We start from the raw sequence: 20,055 nt of genomic DNA, 5'->3' as shown, positions 1-20,055 counted from the left end.
CCACCGCCTTGAACTTCGCGCCCAGCGCCACATCTGAACAGCTATGAACGACCGCACCGCCCCCGCCACGCTCAATCCTTTGCTGGATTTTTCCGATCTGCCGCTGTTTGATGCCATCACGCCCACGTTGGTGGCGCCGGCCATCGACGCCTTGCTGGAAGCCACCAGCAACGCGCTTGAAACGGTAACCGCTGCCGATTTCCCCGCTGACTGGTCGAAAATGTCGTTGACGCTGGACGTTCCTGCCGAGCGCCTGTCGCGGGCCTGGGGCGCTGTGAGCCACCTCAACAGCGTGGCCGACACGCCCGAGCTGCGCGCCGCCTACAACGAGGTGCTCCCCAGAATCACCGAGTTTGGGACGCGCATGGGCGCCGATGAGCGCCTCTACGCCAAATACAAGGCCATGGACCCCGCCAGCCTGACACCCGAGCAGGCGCAGGCCCACAAAAATGCCATGCGCGGTTTCGTGTTGGGGGGCGCCGACCTGCAAGGCGAGGCCAAAGCCCGCTTTGCCTGGCTGCAAGAGCGCCAGGCCGAACTGGGCCAGAAATTCAGCGAAAACGCGCTCGACGCGACCGACGCGTTCGCCCTTTACGTCCCCACCGAAGAACTCGCTGGCGTGCCCGACGATGTGCTCCAAGCCACCGCCGCTGCCGCCACGGCCGACGGCAAAACCGGCCACAAGCTCACGCTCAAGATGCCTTGCTACCTGCCCGTGATGCAGTTTGCCCACAGCAGCGCGCTGCGCGAAAAGCTCTACCGCGCCTACGCCACCCGTGCCAGCGACCAGGCCGAAGGCGATGCGGTTAAGTTTGACAACGCCGCCATCATGGGCGAATTGCTCGCCCTGCGCTTTGAGGAAGCTCAGCTGCTCGGTCACCGCCACTATGCCGACGTCTCGCTGGTGCCCAAGATGGCCGAAACGCCGGAGCAAGTGATCGCCTTTTTGCGCGACCTGGGCCAAAAAGCCCGTCCGCATGCCGACAAGGACGTGGCCGATCTGCGCGCTTTTGCCGCCAGCGAACTCGGCCTGACCGACCCGCAGGCCTGGGACTGGCCCTACATTGGCGAAAAGCTGAAGGAAGCGCGCTACGCTTTCAGCGAGCAGGAAGTGAAACCGTATTTCACTGCACCCAAGGTGCTGGCGGGCCTGTTCCAGATTGTTGAAACCCTGTTCGAAGTGGCGATTCGGCGCGACACGGCGCCGGTGTGGCACCCGGGCGTTGAGTTTTACCGAATTGAACGCAGCACGCCCGAAGGCACACAGCTGGTGGGCCAGTTTTATTTGGACCCCGCAGCACGCACCGGCAAGCGCGGTGGCGCGTGGATGGACGATGTGCGGGCCCGCTGGTTGCGCCCGGACACCGGCGCATTGCAAACGCCGGTGGCGCACCTGGTATGCAACTTCGCCGATGGCGTCGAGGTGGATGGCGTCAAGAGGCCGCCACTGCTCACCCACGACGACGTGATCACGCTCTTCCACGAGTTCGGCCATGGCCTGCACCACATGCTCACGCAAGTCAACGAGCGTGACGTGTCGGGCATCAGCGGGGTCGAATGGGACGCGGTGGAACTGCCCAGCCAGTTCATGGAAAACTTTTGCTGGGAATGGGACGTGCTCAAACACATGACCGCCCATGTGGACACCGGCGAGCCGCTACCGCGTGCGCTGTTTGACAAGATGCTTGCGGCCAAGAATTACCAGAGCGGCCTGCAAACGCTGCGCCAGGTGGAGTTTTCGTTGTTTGACATGCTGCTGCACAGCCAGCCGGAGCCGGTCACCAGCGGTGAAGCCATCTTGGCCCTGCAACAGCAGGTGCGCGACGAAGTGGCGGTGCTGCAGCCACCGGCTTACAGCCGCACGCCCCACACCTTCAGCCACATCTTTGCAGGTGGTTATTCGGCCGGCTATTACAGCTACAAGTGGGCCGAGGTGCTGTCCGCCGACGCCTACGCCGCGTTTGAAGAAGCAGCCCAAGCAAATGGCCACAGCACGCTGGACGTGGCCACCGGGCGCCGCTACCGCCAGGCCATTCTGGAAGCGGGTGGCAGCCGCCCGGCCATGGACTCGTTCAAGGCCTTCCGGGGCCGCGAGCCCAGCATCGACGCGCTGCTGCGCCACCAGGGTATGGCCTGACTTGATTTGTTTCGCACACTGCCGATAGGAACCGCATGAACAAGACCACCGTTGCTTTTGCTACGACAACCACCGCCAAAGGCCTGCCTGTGCCGGTGCGCCTGGCGGTTGTTGGACTCGTCATCGGCCTGGCCGCAGCGCCTGTGTTGGCCCAGGGGGTCTACCGCATCGTCGGGCCCGACGGCCGCATCACCTACTCGGACCAGCCACCCCCCGCCAATGTGAACGCCCGCCCGGTGGGCAGCGCCACCGCCAATTCAGCGGCCAGCGCCAACGCACAGCTGCCGTTTGAACTGCGGCAGGTGAGCAGCCGCTACCCGGTCACGCTGTACACCAGCGCCGACTGCGCACCGTGCAACAGCGGGCGCAACCTGCTCAACAGCCGCGGTGTGCCTTACGTTGAAAAAACCGTCAACACCGCACAAGACACCGAGGCCCTGAAGCGGCTCAGCGGCGAGACATCGCTGCCGTTTCTGACCATCGGAACCCAGCAGATCAAGGGTTATTCAGACGCCGAATGGACGCAATTCATGGACGCGGCGGGCTACCCCAAGCAGTCGGTTCTGCCGTCCAACTACCGCCGCCCAGCACCCAGCCCCTTGGTGGCTGTGAAAGCTGCGGAGCCTGCGGGCGCTACCCCTGCTGCGCCTGTCGGCAACCGCCGCCAAACGCCATCAGAAGCACCCGTGCCCGTGGCGCCACCCGCCGACAACCCGGCAGGCATCCGGTTCTAAATCTGGTTTTTAACCTGGTTCAGAACCTGGTTCAGAACCTGGTTCAGAACCTGGTTCAGAACCTGGTTCAGAAGGTCAGCGTTTTCACACCGCTGGCCGTGCCGAGCAGGCACACGTGGGCGCGCTGGTGGGCAAACACACCCACCGTCACAACGCCTGGCCACTGGTTGACCATGCTCTCAAAACCCAGCGGGTCGGTGATCTGCAAACCCGTCACGTCCAAGATGTGCTGACCGTTGTCGGTCACCAGGGGCGCGCCGTCTTTCAAGCGAATCTGGGCTTTGCCGCCCAGCGCTTCAAACTGGCGCACCAACCGTGCGGTGGCCATGGGGATCACCTCCACCGGCAACGGAAACGCGCCCAGCGCCTTCACCATTTTGGTTTCGTCGGCAATGCACACGAAACGGCGCGACTGCGCCGCCACGATCTTTTCGCGGGTGAGCGCGGCACCACCGCCTTTGACCATGAAGCCTTGAGCATCAATTTCATCAGCGCCGTCGATGTAGACCGACAACTCGCCCACCTCATTGGCCTCAAACACCGGAATGCCCAGCGCCTTGAGGCGTGCCGTAGACGCCACCGAGCTGGACACCGCACCCGGTATCTGGTCTTTCATGGTCGCCAGCGCGTCAATGAACTTGTTGACGGTGGAGCCCGTGCCCACGCCAACGATGTCGCCGGGTGTCACGTACTGCAATGCGGCCTGGCCGACCAGGGTTTTAAGTTCGTCTTGGGTCATTTGAGACAATCGGTGTAAACAATAACCTGTCGATTATCCAATGTCCCTTCTGCCCTACGCCTTCGCCCGTCCCTTTCTCTTTGGCATGGACCCCGAAGCGGCCCACGAACTGACGCTGCATTCGATTGCCAAGCTGCAGCATTCGCCGCTGACTTGCCTGTACGGTGAAACGCGGGTTGACGACCCGGTGACCTTGGCGGGCCTGAAGTTTCCCAACCGCGTGGGGCTGGCCGCCGGTCTGGACAAAAACGCCCGCTGCATCGACGGCCTGGCTGCCATGGGCTTTGGCTTTGTCGAGGTGGGCACCGTCACCCCCAAGGGCCAGCCCGGCAACCCCAAGCCGCGCATGTTCCGGCTGCCCAAGGCCCACGCCCTGATCAACCGCCTGGGCTTCAACAACGAGGGCCTCGGCGCCTTTGTGGCGAACGTGCAGCGCGCGCGGTTTCGCAACGCACAATCGTCCGGCAAGCCGGCCATGCTGCTCGGCCTCAACATTGGCAAAAACGCCAGCACGCCCATCGAGCGCGCGACCGACGATTACCTGACCTGTCTGAATGGGGTGTATCCGCATGCCGACTATGTGACGGTCAACATTTCCAGCCCCAACACCCAAAACCTGCGCAGCCTGCAAAGCGACGCGGCACTGGACGCGCTGCTGGGTGCCGTGGCCGAACGGCGTGAGCAACTGGCCCAACAGTCAGGGCGGCGCATTCCTGTTTTCTTGAAAATTGCACCCGACCTCGACGACGCCCAGATTGAAGTGATTGCCGCCACGCTGATGCGCTACGGCGCTGCCAGCGATGGCACAGCGAACAACGCGTTTGGCGTCATTGCCACCAACACCACACTGAGCCGCGAAGCCGTGGCCGGCATGCCACACGCCGAAGAAGCCGGCGGCTTGTCGGGTGCGCCGGTGCTGCAAGCCAGCAACCAGGTGATACGCCGCTTGCGCGCCTGCCTCGGCAAGAGCTTTCCCATCATCGGGGTGGGCGGCATCATGAGCGGGGAAGACGCCGTGAGCAAAATCCAGGCGGGTGCCAACGTGGTGCAAATCTACACCGGCCTCATCTACAAGGGCCCGGCCCTGGTGAAAGAATCGGCCTTGGCCATCAAGGCGCACGCTCAGCGGGCCTGATCACAGCGGGCCCGGTCACAACAGGCCAACGACGTGGTCCGCAATGGCCAGGCAACTGGTCAGCCCGGGTGACTCGATGCCCAGCAGGTTGACCAAGCCCGGCACGCCGTGCGTTTCGGGTCCCTGAATCAAAAAATCGGCGGCTGGGTCTTGTGGCCCGCTGATCTTGGGCCGAATGCCGGCATAGCCCGCCTGCAAAGCGCCGTCGGGCAGCGCTGGCCAATACCGGCGCACCTCGGCATAAAAAGCCTCACCCCGTGCCGGATCCACCTGCAAGTCGTCGGGTGAATCCACCCACTGCACATCAGGGCCAAACTTGGCCTGCCCGCCCAGGTCAAGGGTCAGGTGCACACCCAAACCTGCCAGGTGCCGGTCGGGCTCCGGCGCGGGGTAAATCAATTGGGAAAATGGCGAGCGTCCCGCGAGCGTGAAGTAGTTGCCTTTGGCAAAACGGGCCTCGGGCACATACCGGGTAGCCAACCCCTGGGTGCGCTGCGCCAGGTTGCATGCGCTCAAGCCGGCGGCATTCACCACCGTGCGCGCCAGCAAACGGGTGCCCTCCTGGGTGGTCAACTCCATGCCTTGGTCCACGGCGCGCAGCTGCGAAACCCCCGCATGAAAGGCCACCAAGCCTCCCGCATTTTCAAGGTCGCCCTGCAAAGACAGCATCAGCGCGTGGCTATCCACAATGCCTGTGGAAGGTGAATGCACCGCACCCAGACACGACAAGGCCGGCTCCATCGCCCTCGCCTCCTCGCTGGTCAACAAGCGCAGGTCGTTCACACCGTTGGCACGGGCCTTTTCCACGATGGCGGGTAGAGCCGCCAGCTGGCTTGGCGTGGAGGCCACGATGAGCTTGCCGCAGCGCCGGTGGCCAATACCGCGTTCGGCGCAATAGGCATACAGCTGGCTGCGCCCCTGCACACACAGCCCGGCCTTGAGCGAACCGGCGGGGTAGTAAATGCCCGCGTGAATGACTTCGCTGTTGCGCGAACTCGTGCCCGTGCCCACCGCTGCTTCGCGCTCCAGCACCATCACCTCGCGCCCGCCCAGCGCCAGCGCACGGGCCACTGCCAGCCCCACCACACCAGCGCCAATCACCACCGCGTCTACCCGGTCCATGTCTATTTCCTGCTCAACGTTGAGCGTGAAAGCATAGCGCCTGACCTCTGGTCATTGAACATTGGGATCCCGCCTCGCAGACTACAAGTCATTCCACCAGGCATTGCGGCCTTGCGCCCCCCCAAAAGCCAGAACGTGATCCCTACATCCCCAACCGGCAGGGCTGGAAGTGGCGGTACACGGACAGCTGCCTCCCAGCATAAAAAATGCATTCATCGGCCGGGCCACCGCAACGGCGCGGCCGGTAAAATCGCAGCTGTCTTTGACGTCAACCCCCCAGGAACTTCCAGCATGTCTCTTTTTTCAGCCGTTGAAATGGCTCCGCGCGACCCGATTCTGGGTCTGAACGAACAGTTTGCCGCCGACACCAACCCCAACAAAGTCAACCTTGGCGTGGGCGTGTATTTTGATGACAACGGCAAGCTGCCCTTGCTGCAGTGCGTGCAGGCTGCCGAAAAAACCATGATGGCCACGCCCAGCGCTCGCGGCTACCTGCCCATTGACGGCATTGCAGCCTACGACGCAGCCGTGAAGAGCCTGGTGTTTGGCGCCGACAGCGAGCCTGTGCAGTCGGGCCGGGTGGCCACGGTGCAAGCCATTGGCGGCACCGGCGGCTTGAAGATTGGTGCGGACTTTTTGAAACGCCTGAGCCCGAATGCCAAGGTGCTGATCAGCGATCCGAGCTGGGAAAACCACCGCGCGCTGTTCATCAACGCCGGCTTTGTGGTGGACACCTACGCGTATTACGACGCTGAAAAACGCGGCGTGAACTTTGAAGGCATGCTGGCCAGCCTGAACGCTGCCGAAGCCGGTACCGTGGTGGTGCTGCATGCTTGCTGCCACAACCCGACCGGCTACGACATCACCCAGGAGCAATGGGACCAGGTGATTGCCGTGGTGAAGGCCCGTGGCCTCACACCCTTCCTGGACATGGCCTACCAGGGCTTTGGCCATGGCATTGCCGAAGACGGCGCCGTGATCGGCAAGTTCGTGGCGGCTGGCCTCACCTTCTTTGTGTCAACCTCGTTCTCCAAAAGCTTCAGCCTGTATGGCGAGCGCGTGGGCGCACTGTCGGTGCTGTGCGAAAGCAAAGAGGAAGCTTCGCGCGTGCTGTCGCAGCTCAAGATCGTGATCCGCACCAATTACTCCAACCCACCCATTCACGGCGGTGCCGTGGTGGCCGCCGTGCTGAACAATCCGGAGTTGCGTGCCCTGTGGGAAAAGGAACTGGGTGAAATGCGCGTGCGCATCAAGGCCATGCGCCAGAAACTGGTGGACGGCTTGAAGGCCGCCGGCGTGAAGCAAGACATGGGCTTTATCACCAGCCAGATCGGCATGTTCAGCTACTCAGGCCTGAGCAAAGACCAGATGGTGCGCCTGCGCAGCGAGTTCGGCGTGTATGGCACAGACACCGGCCGCATGTGCGTGGCAGCGCTTAACAGCAAGAACATCGACTACGTGTGCCAGGCCATTGCCAAAGTGGTCTGATGGCTGCAAAGCCATGATCGGCGCTGCACAGCGCTGATTCAGCAGCAACGAAGCCCCCGACCGCCGGGGGCTTTTTTTCGCCTGCGCTCACCACGTGCAGGCGAAAAAAACCTGCCACGGTGTGTAGCAGGCTTTTCATGCCGTAAGGCTTGTTTGGGTGGTGGGACGTGCGGGGGTCGAACCCACGACAAACGGATTAAAAGTCCGCTGCTCTACCAACTGAGCTAACGTCCCAACAATTTCAGAGCCAACCCGAAGGGATGACCCCAAAACCTGGGTAGGAGAACCAGCAGAGCGTGGTTGCAACCTAAAAGACTGGTGGGACGTGCGGGGGTCGAACCCACGACAAACGGATTAAAAGTCCGCTGCTCTACCAACTGAGCTAACGTCCCACTTCGCTCCGCACAACAGTTTGCACCGTTCCGCGAAGCCTCAAATTATAGCGTCACTTTCACCCCTCTTTTAAGAGGCATCGGCGCTTTTTTTATTTTGCAGCCAGGGTGTTCAAAACCCAACCCGCTGCGCACAGGCCGAAGGTCGCGGTCACGCTCACCACGGAACCGTATCCGTGGCAGTTGAGCGAGCCGTCCACGTTGTCAATGGCGCAAGAAGCGTCGGGTGGTGCCACGGCCTCGCGGCTGAAGACACAAGCCACCCGCATGCGGCCTGTGCGCGCGCCGCCGTGCTGTTTGCGCAAGCGGTAGCGCAGCTGCGCCAGCAAAGGGTCGTGCGTGACGTCGGCCAGGTCATCCACCTCCACCGCCTGCGCCCGGCGTTTGCCACCGGCTGCGCCCACCGTGACGAAGTGCACCCCATTGGACGCAGCCCAGGCCGCCAGCGCGGTCTTGGCGCGCACCTGGTCGCAGGCATCGATGAGCGCACAGGGCATGGGTACACCAGGGCCCAGGGCTGCATGGAGCAAAGCGGGCCAGTTGTCGGGTGTGACGAAGTCGTCGATCACGTCAACCCTGCAGGTGGGGTGAAACAGCGCGATGCGCTCGCGCATGGCCTCGGCCTTGGATTGCCCCAGCGTGGGTTCCAGCGCATGAATTTGCCGGTTGATGTTGGATTCGGACACGTGATCGAGGTCGATCAGGGTGAGCCTTCGCACCCCGCTGCGCGCCAGCGCTTCGACCGACCAGGAACCCACACCACCAATGCCAACCACCACCACATGCGCATTGAAAATGCGCTGCGCACCCTCAACACCATACAGGCGACGCAAGCCACCGAAGCGGCGCTCAAAGGACTCGGCGGTGTCTGGCTGATTCGGTTCGGCTTGTGGCATCGCGCTCACTCGCGCTCCAGCAACCACATCTGAAAGCGAAAACCAACGATGGACCCAAGAAAGATGCCCGCGACCGCAATCATGCTGGTGAGGCTGAGTGTGGACAGACCCGACAAGCCCTGCCCCACCGTGCAACCCATGGCGGTGACGCCACCCACGCCCATGCACACGGCACCCACCAGGTGCAGTGCGGTGTCTTCGGTGCTGCGAAAGCCTTCCCAGCGAAAGCTGCGGCTCAGTTGGGCCTGCACGAAAGCACCCACGACCACACCAACCACCGTGACCACACCCAACGTCAAGACTTTGGAGGTGTCGCTGAAAAAGATCACCCAGTCCAGCGTGTAGGCCATAGGCGCGGTAAAGGTCAGCGACTCCATGCGACCGGTGTTGGTGGCCAGGTACACCGCCTCCAGGGTTTCAGGGTGCTCGGCCACAAAACCCAAGTGACCGCTGACCCACCACATGGCCGCAATGACCAACCCCAGGCCACCGCCAGCCAACAGGTTGTTGGCATTGCGGAAGTCGGTGCCAAGCAGAGCCCACACGATCAGCGCACCACCTACCAGCAAAGCCACCAGCATGCCGGTGGAGGCCGGGTCAAGGCCGAAGCCGGAAGCCACCCAGGCGGGCACAGCGCTGCCGGCGGGTATTTCAAAAGCCACGCGGTCAACCGTGTTGACGCGCAGCACGGCCAGCACGCCGCGCAAGGTGGCGAAGGCGGCGAAACCCATGACGAAAAAGACCACCAGGGACTTCAGGCTGCCGGCACCGATGCGCGCCAGGGTTTTGCTGCCACAGCCCGACGCCAGCACCATGCCAAAACCGAACAGGCCACCACCCACCAGGGCGGAAAGCCAGATGATGCGGCCCGAAGCGTAAATGGTACTTTTGGCATCGATCCAGCCCAGCCAGGCCATGGCGTGAAACCCGATCATGGCCACACCTACCGCCATGCCCCAGGTGCGCATGCGCGTCCAGTCGCCCATGTTCACGATGTCGCTGAGGGCGCCCATGGTGCAGAAATGGGTGCGTTGCGCAATGAAGCCAAACGCCACCGCGACCGCGAAAGCGGCCCACAGCACCAGGGTTTGCAGTTTTATAAGGTCAGCGATTTCCATGGCCGCCATTGTAGGAGCACGCAGCCATGCTCCGCCCGCGCGGGGGCGTTCAATAAACGCTGAAACGGCCTCAGCGCAGACGGGCGAGACGCTCCCGGCCAGCGGCCGCTGCTTCCGAGTCGGGGTGGGTCTTGACCAAGTCTTCCAGGGTACGGCGCGCAGAGCGGACGTCCTTCAGCTCAATCTGGCTGTTGGCCATGGCCAGCATGGCTTCTGGCGTGCGCATATGGGCTGGAAACTGGGTAACGAGCCGGCGGTGGCTCTCCATGGCCTCTTTGTAGGCGCGGCTGGCGTACTGCGCGTTGCCCAACCAGTAGAGGCTGGACGGGGTGTAGCCGCTGTCTGGGTAGCGGCGCAAAAATGCTGCGTAGGCTGTGGCCGCCGCTTCAAATTCGGAACGGCGAAGCACTTCCATGGCGGCGTCGAAGTCGCGCTTTTCGGCAGGGGCTGCGGTGAAGCTCAACCCGTCGTGGGTGATGCGCAGGGGCTCGACCTGGCGCAACCGTTCGTCCAGTCCCGTCTGCGCGTCTTTTTGCTGGCGCTGCAGCTCGGACACTTCACGCGAGAGTTGTTCGTTTTGACCACGCAAGCGCGCTATTTCGGCCCGCAACTGTTCGAGCTGGTTGGCCAGATCGAGCAGGCTGCGGCGGGTGACCGCCTGTCCCTCGCGAGCTTCGGCTGCGGCGGCGTCCGTCACCTGTCGGTTGGCGTCTACCTTCTGACGCAAATCGATGATGGCTTTGCGGGCTTCATCGTCGCCAAAAAGAGCGTGAGCCTGCAATGGCCACAGCGCCGAAGCGCCCAGCAGCAAGGCCGACAGCGCGGGAGAGAAGGAACGAAGAGAAGTCGGCATGGTGTTCAACGGTAGGTCAGCTCAACCCGGCGGTTCTTGGCGAAGGCGGCTTCATCAAACCCGACCACGGCGGGCTTTTCTTCACCAAAGCTCACCGCTTCCATCTGGGCTTCGCTCACACCCAGCAGCGACAGCGCCCGGCGCACCGCCTCGCCCCGCTTCTGGCCGAGTGCGAGGTTGTACTCGCGCCCACCACGTTCGTCGGTGTGCCCTTCCAGGGCCACTCGGCGGCTGCTGTTGGCCGCCAGGTATTTGGCGTGGGCTTCCAGCGTGGCGGCAAATTCGGCGCGCACCTCGAAGCTGTCGTAGTCGAAATACACGGTACGCGCCATGGCGTTGGGCTGAGCAACATCACCGCCGGCGACCTCGACGCCCGAAACCCCGCGCTGATCGGCGGCACCCGTGCCGGCTGAGCCTCCAGCCTGTGCCAACGTGCTGGCGTCCGTACCGCTGCGGTCAACCACCGGCACGTCATCCAGCTTCACGTTGGAGCCACAGGCAACCAGGGTCGTGGCCACCAGAGCCGTGGCCAGGACACCGGCCCAGCGGCGACCGGACGATGGGCGGGCAAACGATCCGTCAAAGGCCTGCATCGGCTCGGCTGGGGTGCGTGTGTCATTCAACATGGGGTGTCCTCTTGGGGTGGTCGTTGGGGTGTTTGAAAGAAAAGCGAGATCGCCGCCGCGCGGCAGCGCATGGCGGCATGGGTTAACGCAAGAAGGGACCCCATTCAGGTTCGCGAATATCCCCCTGCGCGCCGGCCAGCCGGGTCTTGATGCGGCCGTCGACACTGGTGGTCATCAGCGCCTCCTGGCCTTTGTCCCGGGTGGCATAAATGACCATGCGGCTGTTGGGCGCAAAGCTGGGGCTTTCGTCCGCGGCGCTGTCGGTCAGTGCCGTCACCGTGCCGCTGGCGAGCTCCATCACGTGCAGGCGAAAGGCTCCATTGACGCGGGAGATGAACGCCAGCCAGCGGCCATCGGGGCTGGGTGCGGGCGAGATGTTGTAGTTGCCAGCAAAAGACACCCGCTCGGCGTTGCCGCCCTGCGCACCCATGCGGTAGATCTGGGGTGAGCCGCCGCGATCGCTGACGAAATAGATGCTCTTTCCGTCGGCACTGAACACGGGCTCGGTGTCGATACTGGCCGTCTGGGTCAGGCGGCGTGGCTGACCACCGTTGACGTCCATGGCATACACCTGCGCATTGCCCGAGAGCGACAAGGTGGCAACCAGCTGGCGGCCGTCCGGTGACCAGGCGGGCGCGCTGTTAGAGCCTTTGAAATTGGCCAAAAGGCGGCGCTTGCCCGAGGCGACGTCGTGCGCGTAGATCACGGGCTTGCGCGCTTCAAACGACACATAGGCCAGCTGCGAACCACCCGGCGCCCAGCTGGGGGAGATGATGGGTTCTGGGCTGGTCAGCGCGGCACGGGCGCTCTCGCCGTCTGCATCGGCCACCCACAGGTTGTAGCGCGGCCCAGCTTTGGTCACATAGGCGATGCGGGTGGAAAACACGCCCTTTTCGCCGGTGATCTTTTCGTACACATGGTCGGCGATGCGGTGTGCGGCCAGCCGCAGCTCTTGCGCGGACACCGGGTAGCTCAGGCCACCCAGGTCTTGACCGCGCACCACGTCCCAGAGCCTGAAGCGCACATCAAAACGGCCATCGGCCAGTCGCGTCACGCTGCCCGTGAGCAAGGAATCGGCGCCCTTGTCGCGCCAAGGGGCGAGTTCGGGACGCGAGGTCTCGTCAAATCCGCCGGTGATGGGCGGAACAAACCGGAATTGGCCGCTGCGCTCCAAGTCGGCGCGCACGATGGCGGCGATGTCTTGGCCGGCTCCGTCGTTGCCACGGAAGCTCACAGCAGAGAAAGGGAACTGGGTCAAACCCACGCCAGAGACTTCCACTCGAAACTGTGCGCGGGCATCGCGAAGCGGCCAGGTGAACAAGGGCAAGGCCGCCATGGCGCCCAGCACCGTGCGCCGTTGGGCCGAAAGTCTGAGGTCAAATCGGGTCAAATCCAGCATCCTTTTGGGGTATTGATCAAGCCTGTGCAGATCCCATAAGGGACCGGCTGGGCCACTGCCACCGATAATAACGGACACCTAAAAGAGGCCCGTGACAAGATGTGCGCACCGCCAGACGGTTGCCCATGACACGCCACACCCACAGTACCCTGCTGATTTCCGATTCCCCGATGGGCCGAAACGTTCCTCAAGCTCCGAATTTTTTGATCGCCATCCGTTGACTTCCATTCCCATCACGCCCATGTCCATCCCGACCGATACCGTGTTGCAGCGGTTGAAACGGTTGTGGCCCTATTTCCGCTCCGCACGCACCGGCATCGTCTTGGCGGCGGTGGCCACGCTCATCGGCGCGCTCACCGAACCCCTCATCCCGGCCCTGCTCAAAACCTTGCTGGACCGCGGCTTTGCCCAGGGCAATATCGACCTCTGGATGGTGCCGGTGGCGCTGCTGGGTTTGTTTGGCGTGCGCGGGCTGGCCGGCTTCGTGGCGCAGTACGCCCTGTCGTACACCGCCAGCCTGGGCATGCTGAACATGCGCCGGGCCATGTTTGTGAAGCTCAATGAAGCGCAAATGACGCTGTTTGCCCGCCAGAGTGCCAGCAAGCTTTCAAACACCTTGGTTTACGAGGTGCAGACCGGTTCGACCATGCTGGTGGCTGCCATGCTGACCCTGACCAAGGACAGCCTCACACTGCTCGCCCTGCTCGGGTATCTGATGTACCTGAACTGGAAGCTCACGTTGATCGTGCTGCTGCTGTTTCCGGGTCTGATTTTGATCATGCGGGTGCTCTCGCGGCGGCTCTACAAACTCACCCGCGCCAGCCAGCAGGCCACCGACGAGCTGGCCTACGTGGTCGAAGAAAACGCACTCGCCCACCGCATGGTGCGCTTGCACGGTGCCCAGCAACGCCAGACCCAGCGCTTTGACAACCTGAGCGTGGCGCTGCGCCGCCTCGCGCTCAAGTCGACCGTGGCCATGGCGGCCATGACACCGCTGACGCAGATGCTGGCCGCCACGGCGCTGTCGGCCGTGATCGCGGTGGCCCTGTGGCAAAGCAGCCAGACCGGCGTGACGGTGGGCAACTTTGTGGCGTTTGTCACCGCCATGCTGATGCTGATCGCACCCATTCGGCACCTGGCCGAAATCGCCGGGCCCATCACACGGGGGCTGACAGCGCTCGAACGCGGGCTGGACCTGATTGAAAACACCCCCGTGCAAACCGGTGGCACGCACACAGCGGGCCGTGCGCTGGGCGCCATTGATCTCGACGACGTGTGGGTGCGCTACCCCGCAAAAGACGGCGCAACACCGGGCGCCGACGACGACGACAGCCGCACCGCCCTGCGCGGCATCCACCTCCGCATTGCGCCGGGCGAGGTGCTGGCCTTTGTCGGGCCTTCAGGTTCGGGCAAGACCACGCTGGCCAACCTGTTGCCCCGGTTCGTCGAAGTGCAGAGCGGTGTGGTGCGCCTTGATGGCGTGCCCCTGCCCGACTGGAGCCTGCCCAGCCTGCGCCAGCAGTTCGCTATGGTCAGCCAGGACGTGGTGATGCTCAACGACACCCTGGCCGCCAACGTAGCCCTGGGGTCAACCGACAACGCCATCGACGAAGCCCGCGTGCTCGCGGCCCTGCAGTCGGCCAATCTGGGCGACCTGATTGCCCGTTTGCCCCAAGGCATACACAGCACCGTGGGACACAACGCAGCCGAACTCTCGGGTGGCCAGCGGCAGCGGCTGGCCATTGCCCGGGCCATCTACAAAGATGCGCCCATCCTGATCCTGGACGAAGCCACTTCGGCGCTGGACAACGAGTCAGAGCGTCTGGTGCAAGACGCACTGTCCCGTTTGATGAAAGGCCGGACCACGCTGGTCATTGCGCACCGCTTGTCCACCATCGAGCACGCCGACCGCGTGGTCGTGCTGGCCGACGGCCAAATCAGCGAACAAGGCACCCACCAGCAACTGATGCGCGCCGACGGTCTTTACGCACGCCTGCACGCGCAGGGCTTCTCGACCAATGACACGGAAAAGCCTGCGGAATAAGTGACGCAAGCGCGTTTGCTGTGCGGAGCGCGTGGCCCAGCCCAGCACACTGCTTGGACCTACGCATCCGGCGCGCATCTCCACTCAGCACTCGCCGTGGAACCGGCTCAGCCGGGCCACCAGCGTGGTCCACCCTTGGGGGGAAGCCGCGCAGCGGCGCAGGGGGGGCACTACAGCAGCACGATGTCGTATTGCTCTTGCGTCATCGAGCTTTCAGCCTGCAAGGAAATGGGCTTGCCGATGAAATCACTCAGACCCGCCAGGTGCTGGCTTTCCTCGTCCAGAAACAGCTCCACCACTTTGGGTGAAGCCACCACACGAAATTCGCGTGGATTGAAGGCCCGGGCTTCGCGCAAAATTTCCCGCAACACGTCGTAGCACACGCTGCGCGCTGTTTTCACCACGCCCTTGCCGCTGCACGCCGGGCATGTCTCGCTCAACATATGGGCCAGCGACTCGCGGGTACGCTTGCGGGTCATTTCCACCAGGCCGAGCTGAGAGAAACCACCCGTCATGGTTTTGACGCGGTCGCGCGCCAGCTGCTTGCGAAATTCGGTCAGCACCGCGTCCCGGTGGTCTTCGCGCACCATGTCGATAAAGTCGACAATGACGATGCCGCCCAGGTTGCGCAGGCGCAGTTGCCGCGCAATCGTCTGCGCTGCCTCCAGATTGGTGCGAAACACGGTGTCGTCGAAGTTCCGGGCGCCCACGTAGCCACCCGTATTCACGTCCACCGTGGTGAGCGCTTCGGTCTGGTCAATCACCAGGTACCCGCCCGACTTCAACTCGACCCGCCGGCTGAGCGCACGGGCAATGTCTTCATCGACGTTGTACAGATCAAAAATGGGGCGCTCGCCGCTGTAATGCTGCAGCTTGCGCACGGTGTCGGGCATGAATTCGGCGGCAAAAGCCTGCAACAAACCGTGCTGCTCGCGCGAATCGATGCGAATGGACTGCGTTTGCGTGCCCACCAGATCGCGCAGCACCCGCTGCATCAGATTGAGGTCTTCGTGCAGCAGGGTGGCTGCCGGTTGGCGCGTGGCCGCCTCCTTGATGCGCAACCAGGTCTTGCGCAGGTAGGCGGTGTCTTCAATGAGCTCTTCGTCGCTGGCATCTTCGGCGTTGGTGCGCAAAATGAAACCCCCGGCAGCCGTGCCATCGGCCGTGGCGGTCAGCCGCACCAGCCGTTGGCGCAGCGCTTCGCGCTGGGCCGGCGGTATTTTCTGGGACACGCCAATGTGGGTGTCTTGCGGCAGAAACACCAGCAAGCGCCCGGCAATGCTAATCTGTGCGGTCAGGCGTGCGCCTTTGGTGCCGATCGGGTCTTTGAGCACCTGCACCATCAGCGCCTGGCCTTCAAAGATCTGGCGCTCAATGGGCAGCACCGGGTTGGGCGTGAGCACGCGGGCATTGCCGTTGCCAGACTCAACTGGTGGCGCTGCAGGCTCAGCCACGGACCCGCCGGCCGCACGCTCGCGCGGTGCGGCGTGTTTGGCCGCTATGTTGGGCATCAGATCGGCCACATGCAAGAAGGCGGCGCGGTCCAGACCAATGTCAATAAAAGCGGACTGCATGCCCGGCAGCACGCGGGAAATTTTGCCCAGGTAGATGTTGCCGACCAAGCCTCGCTCCAGCGTGCGTTCCAGGTGGACTTCTTGCACCGCCCCCTGTTCCACCACCGCCACGCGGGTTTCCTGTGGCGCCCAATTGATCAGGATGTCCTGGCTCATGTGAATGGTTTGTCCCAGTTGGTTTTTTTAGAGCGCCGCGGCGTCAGATCAGGCGCAAGCCCGCAGCGCCCAGCACCTGCGCGGTTTCGTGTGCAGGCAGGCCCATGATGCCCGAATAACTGCCGCTGATGTGGCTAGCCCACAGCGCAGCGCGGCCCTGAATGGCATAAGCGCCCGCCTTGCCCATGGGCTCACCGGAGTCCACATAACGCCGGATCTGCGCGGCGCTCAGTGCCTCGAAAGTGACCCACGAGGTGGACAGCGCCGCCCAGCTTTTGGCACCGCGCGCGCCCGGTCGGCCCACGGCCACCGCTGTCAACACCCGGTGGCGGTGCCCGGCGAGGTCGGCCAGCATCTGGCACGCATCAGCGGCGTCGGCCGGTTTGCCCAAAATGCGCCGCCCCAGCGCCACCGTGGTGTCGGCACACAGCACCGGCGCAGGCGGCAGCCCCCTGCGTTTGAGCCGCGCCAACGACGCCTGCAGCTTCAACCCGGTCACACGCTGCACGTAGGTGGCCGGAGCCTCGCCGGGCGCCACGGCTTCGAGCGCTTCGACGTCTTCGTCAGCGTCGGGCAGCAGCAGTTCGCAGCGCACACCCCATTGCTCCAGCAACTGCAGGCGGCGCGGGCTTTGAGAAGCCAGGTAGATGAAGTCAGGCATGGTGTTTCGGTTGGGAGGGAGCAGAGCAAGCGGCGACAACGCATGCCCCATCGGCTGCGGCAGGCCCGATGGGACTAGGCCCTCGCCGGCTTCATTCCCGGTGGTAGGGGTGGTTCGCGTTAACCGACCAGGCTCGGTAGAGCTGCTCAATCAACAGCACGCGGACCATGGCGTGCGGCAGGGTGAGGTCTGAGAGGCGGATGCGCTGGTGTGCGGCCGCCCGGAAAGCGGGTTCCAGTCCGTCGGGGCCGCCAATCACCAGCGCCACGTCGTCGCTGTCCAGTTGCCACTGCTGCAGCTGTTGCGCCAGTGCTTTGGTGGTGAGCGTGGTGCCGCGCTCGTCCAGCACCACCACGCGGCAGCCACGCGGCAGCACCGCCTGAATGCGTTCGCGCTCAGCGGCCAGCAGCGTGTCCAGCGTTTTGGAGCCACGCGGCTCGGTCTTCACCGTTTTGAGCTCCACCCGAAGCTCGGGTGGAAAGCGCTTGGCGTAATCGTCGTAGGCGGTTTGGGCCCAGTCGGGCACCCGTTGCCCGACTGCGACGATCAGCAGCTTCATGCCTTTTTCTTGGCGGCCGGTTTGGCTGCGGCTTTGGGCGCGCTTTTGGCTGCAGGCTTTGCAGCCGCCTTGGGCGCAGCTTTAGGTGCCGCTTTGGGGGCTGCCTTGGCAGCTGGCTTGGCCGTGGCGCGGGGCTTGTTCACCACCAGCTTTTGCAGCGTGGCCTTGGGCTGAGCGGTCGTACCAGTGGCCGTCTTGCGGGCGGTGGTGGTTTTCTTGGCTGCCGTGGTTTTCACCGCGGTCTTGCTGGCTGGCTTGGCCGCTGCCTTCGGGCTGTTTTTCGCGGCTGGCGCTGCGGCGGCGGTTTTGGCTGCTGACTTGGCCGCCGAGCGCGCGACCGTTTTGGCGGCAACGGCTTTCACCGGCGCGGCGGCTTTGCGCTTGCTGGTTTTGGCGGCAGGCTTTTCGGCTACTGCCGGCTTGGGCGCGCCGTGCTTCAGGCGCACAGGGGTAGCGCCCCAAATTTCTTCCAGACGGTAATACTGGCGGATGACGGGTTGCATGATGTGGGCCACGGCCGCGCCGCAGTCCACGATGATCCATTCGCCGTTTTCTTCGCCTTCGATGCGCGGCTTGTCAAAGCCGGCTTCGCGCACCGCATCGCGCACGCTGGCAGCGAGGGCTTTCGTCTGGCGGTTGGATGTGCCGCTGGCCACAATCACGCGCTCAAACAGGGGCGAGAGTTGTTCCGTGTTGAAGACCACGATGTCCTGGGCCTTGACGTCCTCGAGTCCATCGACGATGGCCCGCTGAAGTTTCTGGATGTCTTTTTTGGCTGTGGTTTCGCTGGTCATGAATGGTTCTGATAAAGGGAATGGTGTGAAATATAGCCTGCGACGGCCTCGGGCACCAGAACGTCGAGTGCGCCGCTGCGGCTCACGGGTCGCTCAACGTGGGCGCGCACGGCTGTGGCGCTGATGTTTTTGAGCGGCATGTGCAACCGCTCAAAGGGCAAATCAACGGCGGAGAGGTCCATTTCCTGAACCTGGTCCAGCGCACCGTCTGCCCCAATATTGGTGGCGCGGTTGGCCACCGCCAAGGTGGCTTGGGACAACACCTCGGGCCAACGCACCCAGCTTTTGAAGGCCAGCAACTGGTCGGCACCCAGCACCAGAAAGAGCTGGGCTCCGGGGTATTCGCCCGCCAGCTCACGCAAGGTGTCGGCCGTGTAGCTGGGGCCTCGGCGGTGAACTTCGCGCGCATCCAGGCGGGTGCGCGGCAGGTCACCAAACGCCAGCTCGCACATGGCCAGCCGGTGCTCGGCGGGCGTCAGCACGCGCGATTTGTGCCACGCCTGGCCGGTGGGCAAGATATGCAGCACGTCCAGCCCCAGCTGGCTCAGCGCCGCTTCGGCCAGCGCACGGTGCGCCCAGTGCGGCGGATCGAACGCGCCGCCAAACACGCCCACACGCGCAGGCTGCGCGCCCGCAAAAGACGCGTCGGTTGAAAGAGCGTCCGTTGGCACGCGGTTCAAACCCAGTCCTTGCGAACCAGGAATTCTTTGTACAGGCGGTCTTCGGGCGTGCCCTTTTTGCTTTGGCGGTTGTAAGCCCAGCTCACCAGGGGCGGCATGGACAGCAAAATGGATTCGCTGCGCCCACCGGACTGCAAGCCGAAATGCGTGCCACGGTCCCAGACCAGGTTGAACTCCACGTAGCGGCCGCGCCGGTACAGCTGAAAGCTGCGCTCGCGCTCGCCGTAGGGCATGTTTTTGCGGCGATCCACGATGGGCAGGTAGGCATCCAGAAAGGCGTCGCCCACCGAGGTCATCATGGCAAAGCTGCCGTCAAACCCCAGTTCGGAAAAGTCGTCAAAAAACACGCCGCCAATGCCGCGCTGCTCGTCCCGGTGCTTGAGGTAAAAATACTCGTCGCACCAGGTTTTGAAGCGGGGGTATTTGTCCACGCCGAACGGATCGAGGGCGTTTTTGCAGGTGGTGTGGAAGTGCACCGCATCTTCCTCAAAGCCGTAATAGGGCGTCAGGTCCATGCCGCCTCCAAACCAGCACACCGGCTTGCCATCGGCCGGGGTGGCCGCGATCATGCGCACGTTCATGTGCACCGTGGGCACGTAGGGGTTGCGCGGGTGAAATACCAGCGAAACGCCCATGGCCTCAAAAGGTGCGCCGGTGAGTTCAGGGCGGTGTTGGGTGGCGGAAGGCGGCAGGCGCGGCCCGCTCACATGCGAAAAACCGCAGCCAGCGCGCTCAAACACCACACCGTCTTCGAGGATCTGCGTGATGCCGCTGCCCTGAAGGGTCTCACCGGCTGGTTTCTTCCATTTGTCCACCAGAAACTGGCCGCCGTCGACCAAGGCCACGGTCGAGGTAATGCGCTCCTGCAGATCGGTCAGGTAGTCGCGAACGTCTTGGGTCGGGTTGTTCATAAAAATGGAATGTACTGGGTACTGCGGCGCCGCGCCG

18 protein-coding genes and 2 tRNA genes are annotated in these 20,055 nt (G+C 63.6%); 5 read left to right on the top strand and 15 right to left on the bottom strand.

Features of this window, described 5'->3' with window-relative positions; translation table 11 throughout:
- Window positions 1-43: 43 nt before the first annotated feature.
- The gene (locus AC4QBL_RS06430; RefSeq protein WP_472906356.1) at window positions 44-2,137 is read left to right on the top strand and encodes a M3 family metallopeptidase; all 2,094 of its coding nucleotides are present in this window, start codon (window positions 44-46) and stop codon (window positions 2,135-2,137) included.
- Window positions 2,138-2,172: 35 nt separating this feature from the next.
- Window positions 2,173-2,871 carry a glutaredoxin family protein gene (locus AC4QBL_RS06425; protein ID WP_472906357.1) on the top strand — a complete coding sequence of 233 codons (699 nt, stop codon included), beginning with the start codon at window positions 2,173-2,175 and terminating at the stop codon, window positions 2,869-2,871.
- Window positions 2,872-2,938: 67 nt separating this feature from the next.
- Here AC4QBL_RS06425 and rpiA read toward each other — a convergent pair whose 3' ends face one another.
- Window positions 2,939-3,610, bottom strand: coding sequence for a ribose-5-phosphate isomerase RpiA (gene rpiA, locus AC4QBL_RS06420; protein ID WP_472906358.1), 672 nt, complete (start codon window positions 3,608-3,610; stop codon window positions 2,939-2,941).
- 40 nt (window positions 3,611-3,650) lie between these two features.
- Between rpiA and AC4QBL_RS06415 the strand changes: the two genes are divergently transcribed.
- Window positions 3,651-4,745: a quinone-dependent dihydroorotate dehydrogenase gene (locus tag AC4QBL_RS06415; protein ID WP_472899207.1), complete on the top strand. Its 1,095-nt coding sequence runs from the start codon at window positions 3,651-3,653 to the stop codon at window positions 4,743-4,745.
- Between the two features lie 15 nt (window positions 4,746-4,760).
- Here the strand turns inward: AC4QBL_RS06415 and AC4QBL_RS06410 are convergent, their stop codons facing one another.
- Complete coding sequence (locus tag AC4QBL_RS06410) at window positions 4,761-5,867, bottom strand: NAD(P)/FAD-dependent oxidoreductase (RefSeq protein WP_472899206.1); 1,107 nt, start codon at window positions 5,865-5,867, stop codon at window positions 4,761-4,763.
- Window positions 5,868-6,158: 291 nt separating this feature from the next.
- On the opposite strand from AC4QBL_RS06410, the gene AC4QBL_RS06405 reads away from it, so the two are divergent.
- Window positions 6,159-7,355 (top strand): amino acid aminotransferase, encoded by a 1,197-nt coding sequence (locus AC4QBL_RS06405; protein ID WP_472899205.1) that lies wholly within the window; start codon window positions 6,159-6,161, stop codon window positions 7,353-7,355.
- A 158-nt stretch (window positions 7,356-7,513) separates the two neighbouring features.
- Here AC4QBL_RS06405 and AC4QBL_RS06400 read toward each other — a convergent pair.
- The 7 genes from AC4QBL_RS06400 to tolB all read right to left on the bottom strand — a co-directional run bounded on the left by AC4QBL_RS06400 (window position 7,514) and on the right by tolB (window position 12,576).
- Window positions 7,514-7,589, bottom strand: a tRNA-Lys gene (locus AC4QBL_RS06400).
- Between the two features lie 82 nt (window positions 7,590-7,671).
- A tRNA-Lys gene (locus AC4QBL_RS06395) sits at window positions 7,672-7,747 on the bottom strand.
- A 92-nt stretch (window positions 7,748-7,839) separates the two neighbouring features.
- The gene (locus AC4QBL_RS06390; RefSeq protein WP_472899204.1) at window positions 7,840-8,643 is read right to left on the bottom strand and encodes a tRNA threonylcarbamoyladenosine dehydratase; all 804 of its coding nucleotides are present in this window, start codon (window positions 8,641-8,643) and stop codon (window positions 7,840-7,842) included.
- 5 nt (window positions 8,644-8,648) lie between these two features.
- Entirely contained in the window at window positions 8,649-9,761 is a 1,113-nt protein-coding gene (locus AC4QBL_RS06385; protein ID WP_472899203.1) for a YeeE/YedE family protein, read from the bottom strand.
- A gap of 70 nt (window positions 9,762-9,831) precedes the next feature.
- A complete protein-coding gene (gene ybgF / locus AC4QBL_RS06380; RefSeq protein WP_472899202.1) occupies window positions 9,832-10,614 on the bottom strand; it encodes a tol-pal system protein YbgF in 783 nt (260 codons plus the stop codon).
- 5 nt (window positions 10,615-10,619) lie between these two features.
- Complete coding sequence (pal, locus tag AC4QBL_RS06375) at window positions 10,620-11,207, bottom strand: peptidoglycan-associated lipoprotein Pal (protein WP_472899304.1); 588 nt, start codon at window positions 11,205-11,207, stop codon at window positions 10,620-10,622.
- Between the two features lie 115 nt (window positions 11,208-11,322).
- Entirely contained in the window at window positions 11,323-12,576 is a 1,254-nt protein-coding gene (gene tolB / locus AC4QBL_RS06370) for a Tol-Pal system beta propeller repeat protein TolB (protein ID WP_472899303.1), read from the bottom strand.
- Window positions 12,577-12,880: 304 nt separating this feature from the next.
- On the opposite strand from tolB, the gene msbA reads away from it, so the two are divergent.
- Window positions 12,881-14,683, top strand: coding sequence for a lipid A export permease/ATP-binding protein MsbA (gene msbA / locus AC4QBL_RS06365; protein WP_472899201.1), 1,803 nt, complete (start codon window positions 12,881-12,883; stop codon window positions 14,681-14,683).
- A gap of 170 nt (window positions 14,684-14,853) precedes the next feature.
- Here the strand turns inward: msbA and AC4QBL_RS06360 are convergent, their stop codons facing one another.
- The 6 genes from AC4QBL_RS06360 to hemF all read right to left on the bottom strand — a co-directional run bounded on the left by AC4QBL_RS06360 (window position 14,854) and on the right by hemF (window position 20,018).
- The gene (locus AC4QBL_RS06360; protein ID WP_472906359.1) at window positions 14,854-16,413 is read right to left on the bottom strand and encodes an Rne/Rng family ribonuclease; all 1,560 of its coding nucleotides are present in this window, start codon (window positions 16,411-16,413) and stop codon (window positions 14,854-14,856) included.
- Window positions 16,414-16,456: 43 nt separating this feature from the next.
- Entirely contained in the window at window positions 16,457-17,074 is a 618-nt protein-coding gene (locus AC4QBL_RS06355; protein ID WP_472906360.1) for a Maf family protein, read from the bottom strand.
- A 91-nt stretch (window positions 17,075-17,165) separates the two neighbouring features.
- Window positions 17,166-17,633 (bottom strand): 23S rRNA (pseudouridine(1915)-N(3))-methyltransferase RlmH, encoded by a 468-nt coding sequence (gene rlmH, locus AC4QBL_RS06350; RefSeq protein WP_304830895.1) that lies wholly within the window; start codon window positions 17,631-17,633, stop codon window positions 17,166-17,168.
- Window positions 17,630-18,427, bottom strand: a complete 798-nt coding sequence (gene rsfS, locus AC4QBL_RS06345; protein WP_472906361.1) for a ribosome silencing factor — start codon at window positions 18,425-18,427, stop codon at window positions 17,630-17,632. The genes rlmH and rsfS overlap by 4 nt, the downstream gene beginning before the upstream one ends.
- On the bottom strand, window positions 18,424-19,098 hold the full coding sequence (nadD, locus tag AC4QBL_RS06340; protein WP_472899302.1) for a nicotinate (nicotinamide) nucleotide adenylyltransferase: 675 nt from the start codon (window positions 19,096-19,098) through the stop codon (window positions 18,424-18,426). Before nadD ends, rsfS begins: the two co-directional genes overlap by 4 nt.
- A 5-nt stretch (window positions 19,099-19,103) precedes the next feature.
- Window positions 19,104-20,018: an oxygen-dependent coproporphyrinogen oxidase gene (hemF, locus tag AC4QBL_RS06335; protein ID WP_472899197.1), complete on the bottom strand. Its 915-nt coding sequence runs from the start codon at window positions 20,016-20,018 to the stop codon at window positions 19,104-19,106.
- Window positions 20,019-20,055 lie beyond the last annotated feature (37 nt).

Source organism: Hydrogenophaga sp. L99 (assembly GCF_058731905.1).
Note: the sequence above shows the minus strand (reverse complement) of the source record. Positions and strands in the feature narration are given on the sequence as shown.

What these genes read in the sequence shown, in the direction of transcription:
- AC4QBL_RS06430 (WP_472906356.1), top strand. Translation starts at nt 44, where the DNA reads ATGAACGACCGCACCGCCCCCGCCACGCTCAATCCTTTGCTGGATTTT.
- AC4QBL_RS06425 (WP_472906357.1), top strand. Translation starts at nt 2,173, where the DNA reads ATGAACAAGACCACCGTTGCTTTTGCTACGACAACCACCGCCAAAGGC.
- rpiA (WP_472906358.1), bottom strand. Translation starts at nt 3,610, where the DNA reads ATGACCCAAGACGAACTTAAAACCCTGGTCGGCCAGGCCGCATTGCAG.
- AC4QBL_RS06415 (WP_472899207.1), top strand. Translation starts at nt 3,651, where the DNA reads ATGTCCCTTCTGCCCTACGCCTTCGCCCGTCCCTTTCTCTTTGGCATG.
- AC4QBL_RS06410 (WP_472899206.1), bottom strand. Translation starts at nt 5,867, where the DNA reads ATGGACCGGGTAGACGCGGTGGTGATTGGCGCTGGTGTGGTGGGGCTG.
- AC4QBL_RS06405 (WP_472899205.1), top strand. Translation starts at nt 6,159, where the DNA reads ATGTCTCTTTTTTCAGCCGTTGAAATGGCTCCGCGCGACCCGATTCTG.
- AC4QBL_RS06390 (WP_472899204.1), bottom strand. Translation starts at nt 8,643, where the DNA reads ATGCCACAAGCCGAACCGAATCAGCCAGACACCGCCGAGTCCTTTGAG.
- AC4QBL_RS06385 (WP_472899203.1), bottom strand. Translation starts at nt 9,761, where the DNA reads ATGGAAATCGCTGACCTTATAAAACTGCAAACCCTGGTGCTGTGGGCC.
- ybgF (WP_472899202.1), bottom strand. Translation starts at nt 10,614, where the DNA reads ATGCCGACTTCTCTTCGTTCCTTCTCTCCCGCGCTGTCGGCCTTGCTG.
- pal (WP_472899304.1), bottom strand. Translation starts at nt 11,207, where the DNA reads ATGCAGGCCTTTGACGGATCGTTTGCCCGCCCATCGTCCGGTCGCCGC.
- tolB (WP_472899303.1), bottom strand. Translation starts at nt 12,576, where the DNA reads ATGGCGGCCTTGCCCTTGTTCACCTGGCCGCTTCGCGATGCCCGCGCA.
- msbA (WP_472899201.1), top strand. Translation starts at nt 12,881, where the DNA reads ATGTCCATCCCGACCGATACCGTGTTGCAGCGGTTGAAACGGTTGTGG.
- AC4QBL_RS06360 (WP_472906359.1), bottom strand. Translation starts at nt 16,413, where the DNA reads ATGAGCCAGGACATCCTGATCAATTGGGCGCCACAGGAAACCCGCGTG.
- AC4QBL_RS06355 (WP_472906360.1), bottom strand. Translation starts at nt 17,074, where the DNA reads ATGCCTGACTTCATCTACCTGGCTTCTCAAAGCCCGCGCCGCCTGCAG.
- rlmH (WP_304830895.1), bottom strand. Translation starts at nt 17,633, where the DNA reads ATGAAGCTGCTGATCGTCGCAGTCGGGCAACGGGTGCCCGACTGGGCC.
- rsfS (WP_472906361.1), bottom strand. Translation starts at nt 18,427, where the DNA reads ATGACCAGCGAAACCACAGCCAAAAAAGACATCCAGAAACTTCAGCGG.
- hemF (WP_472899197.1), bottom strand. Translation starts at nt 20,018, where the DNA reads ATGAACAACCCGACCCAAGACGTTCGCGACTACCTGACCGATCTGCAG.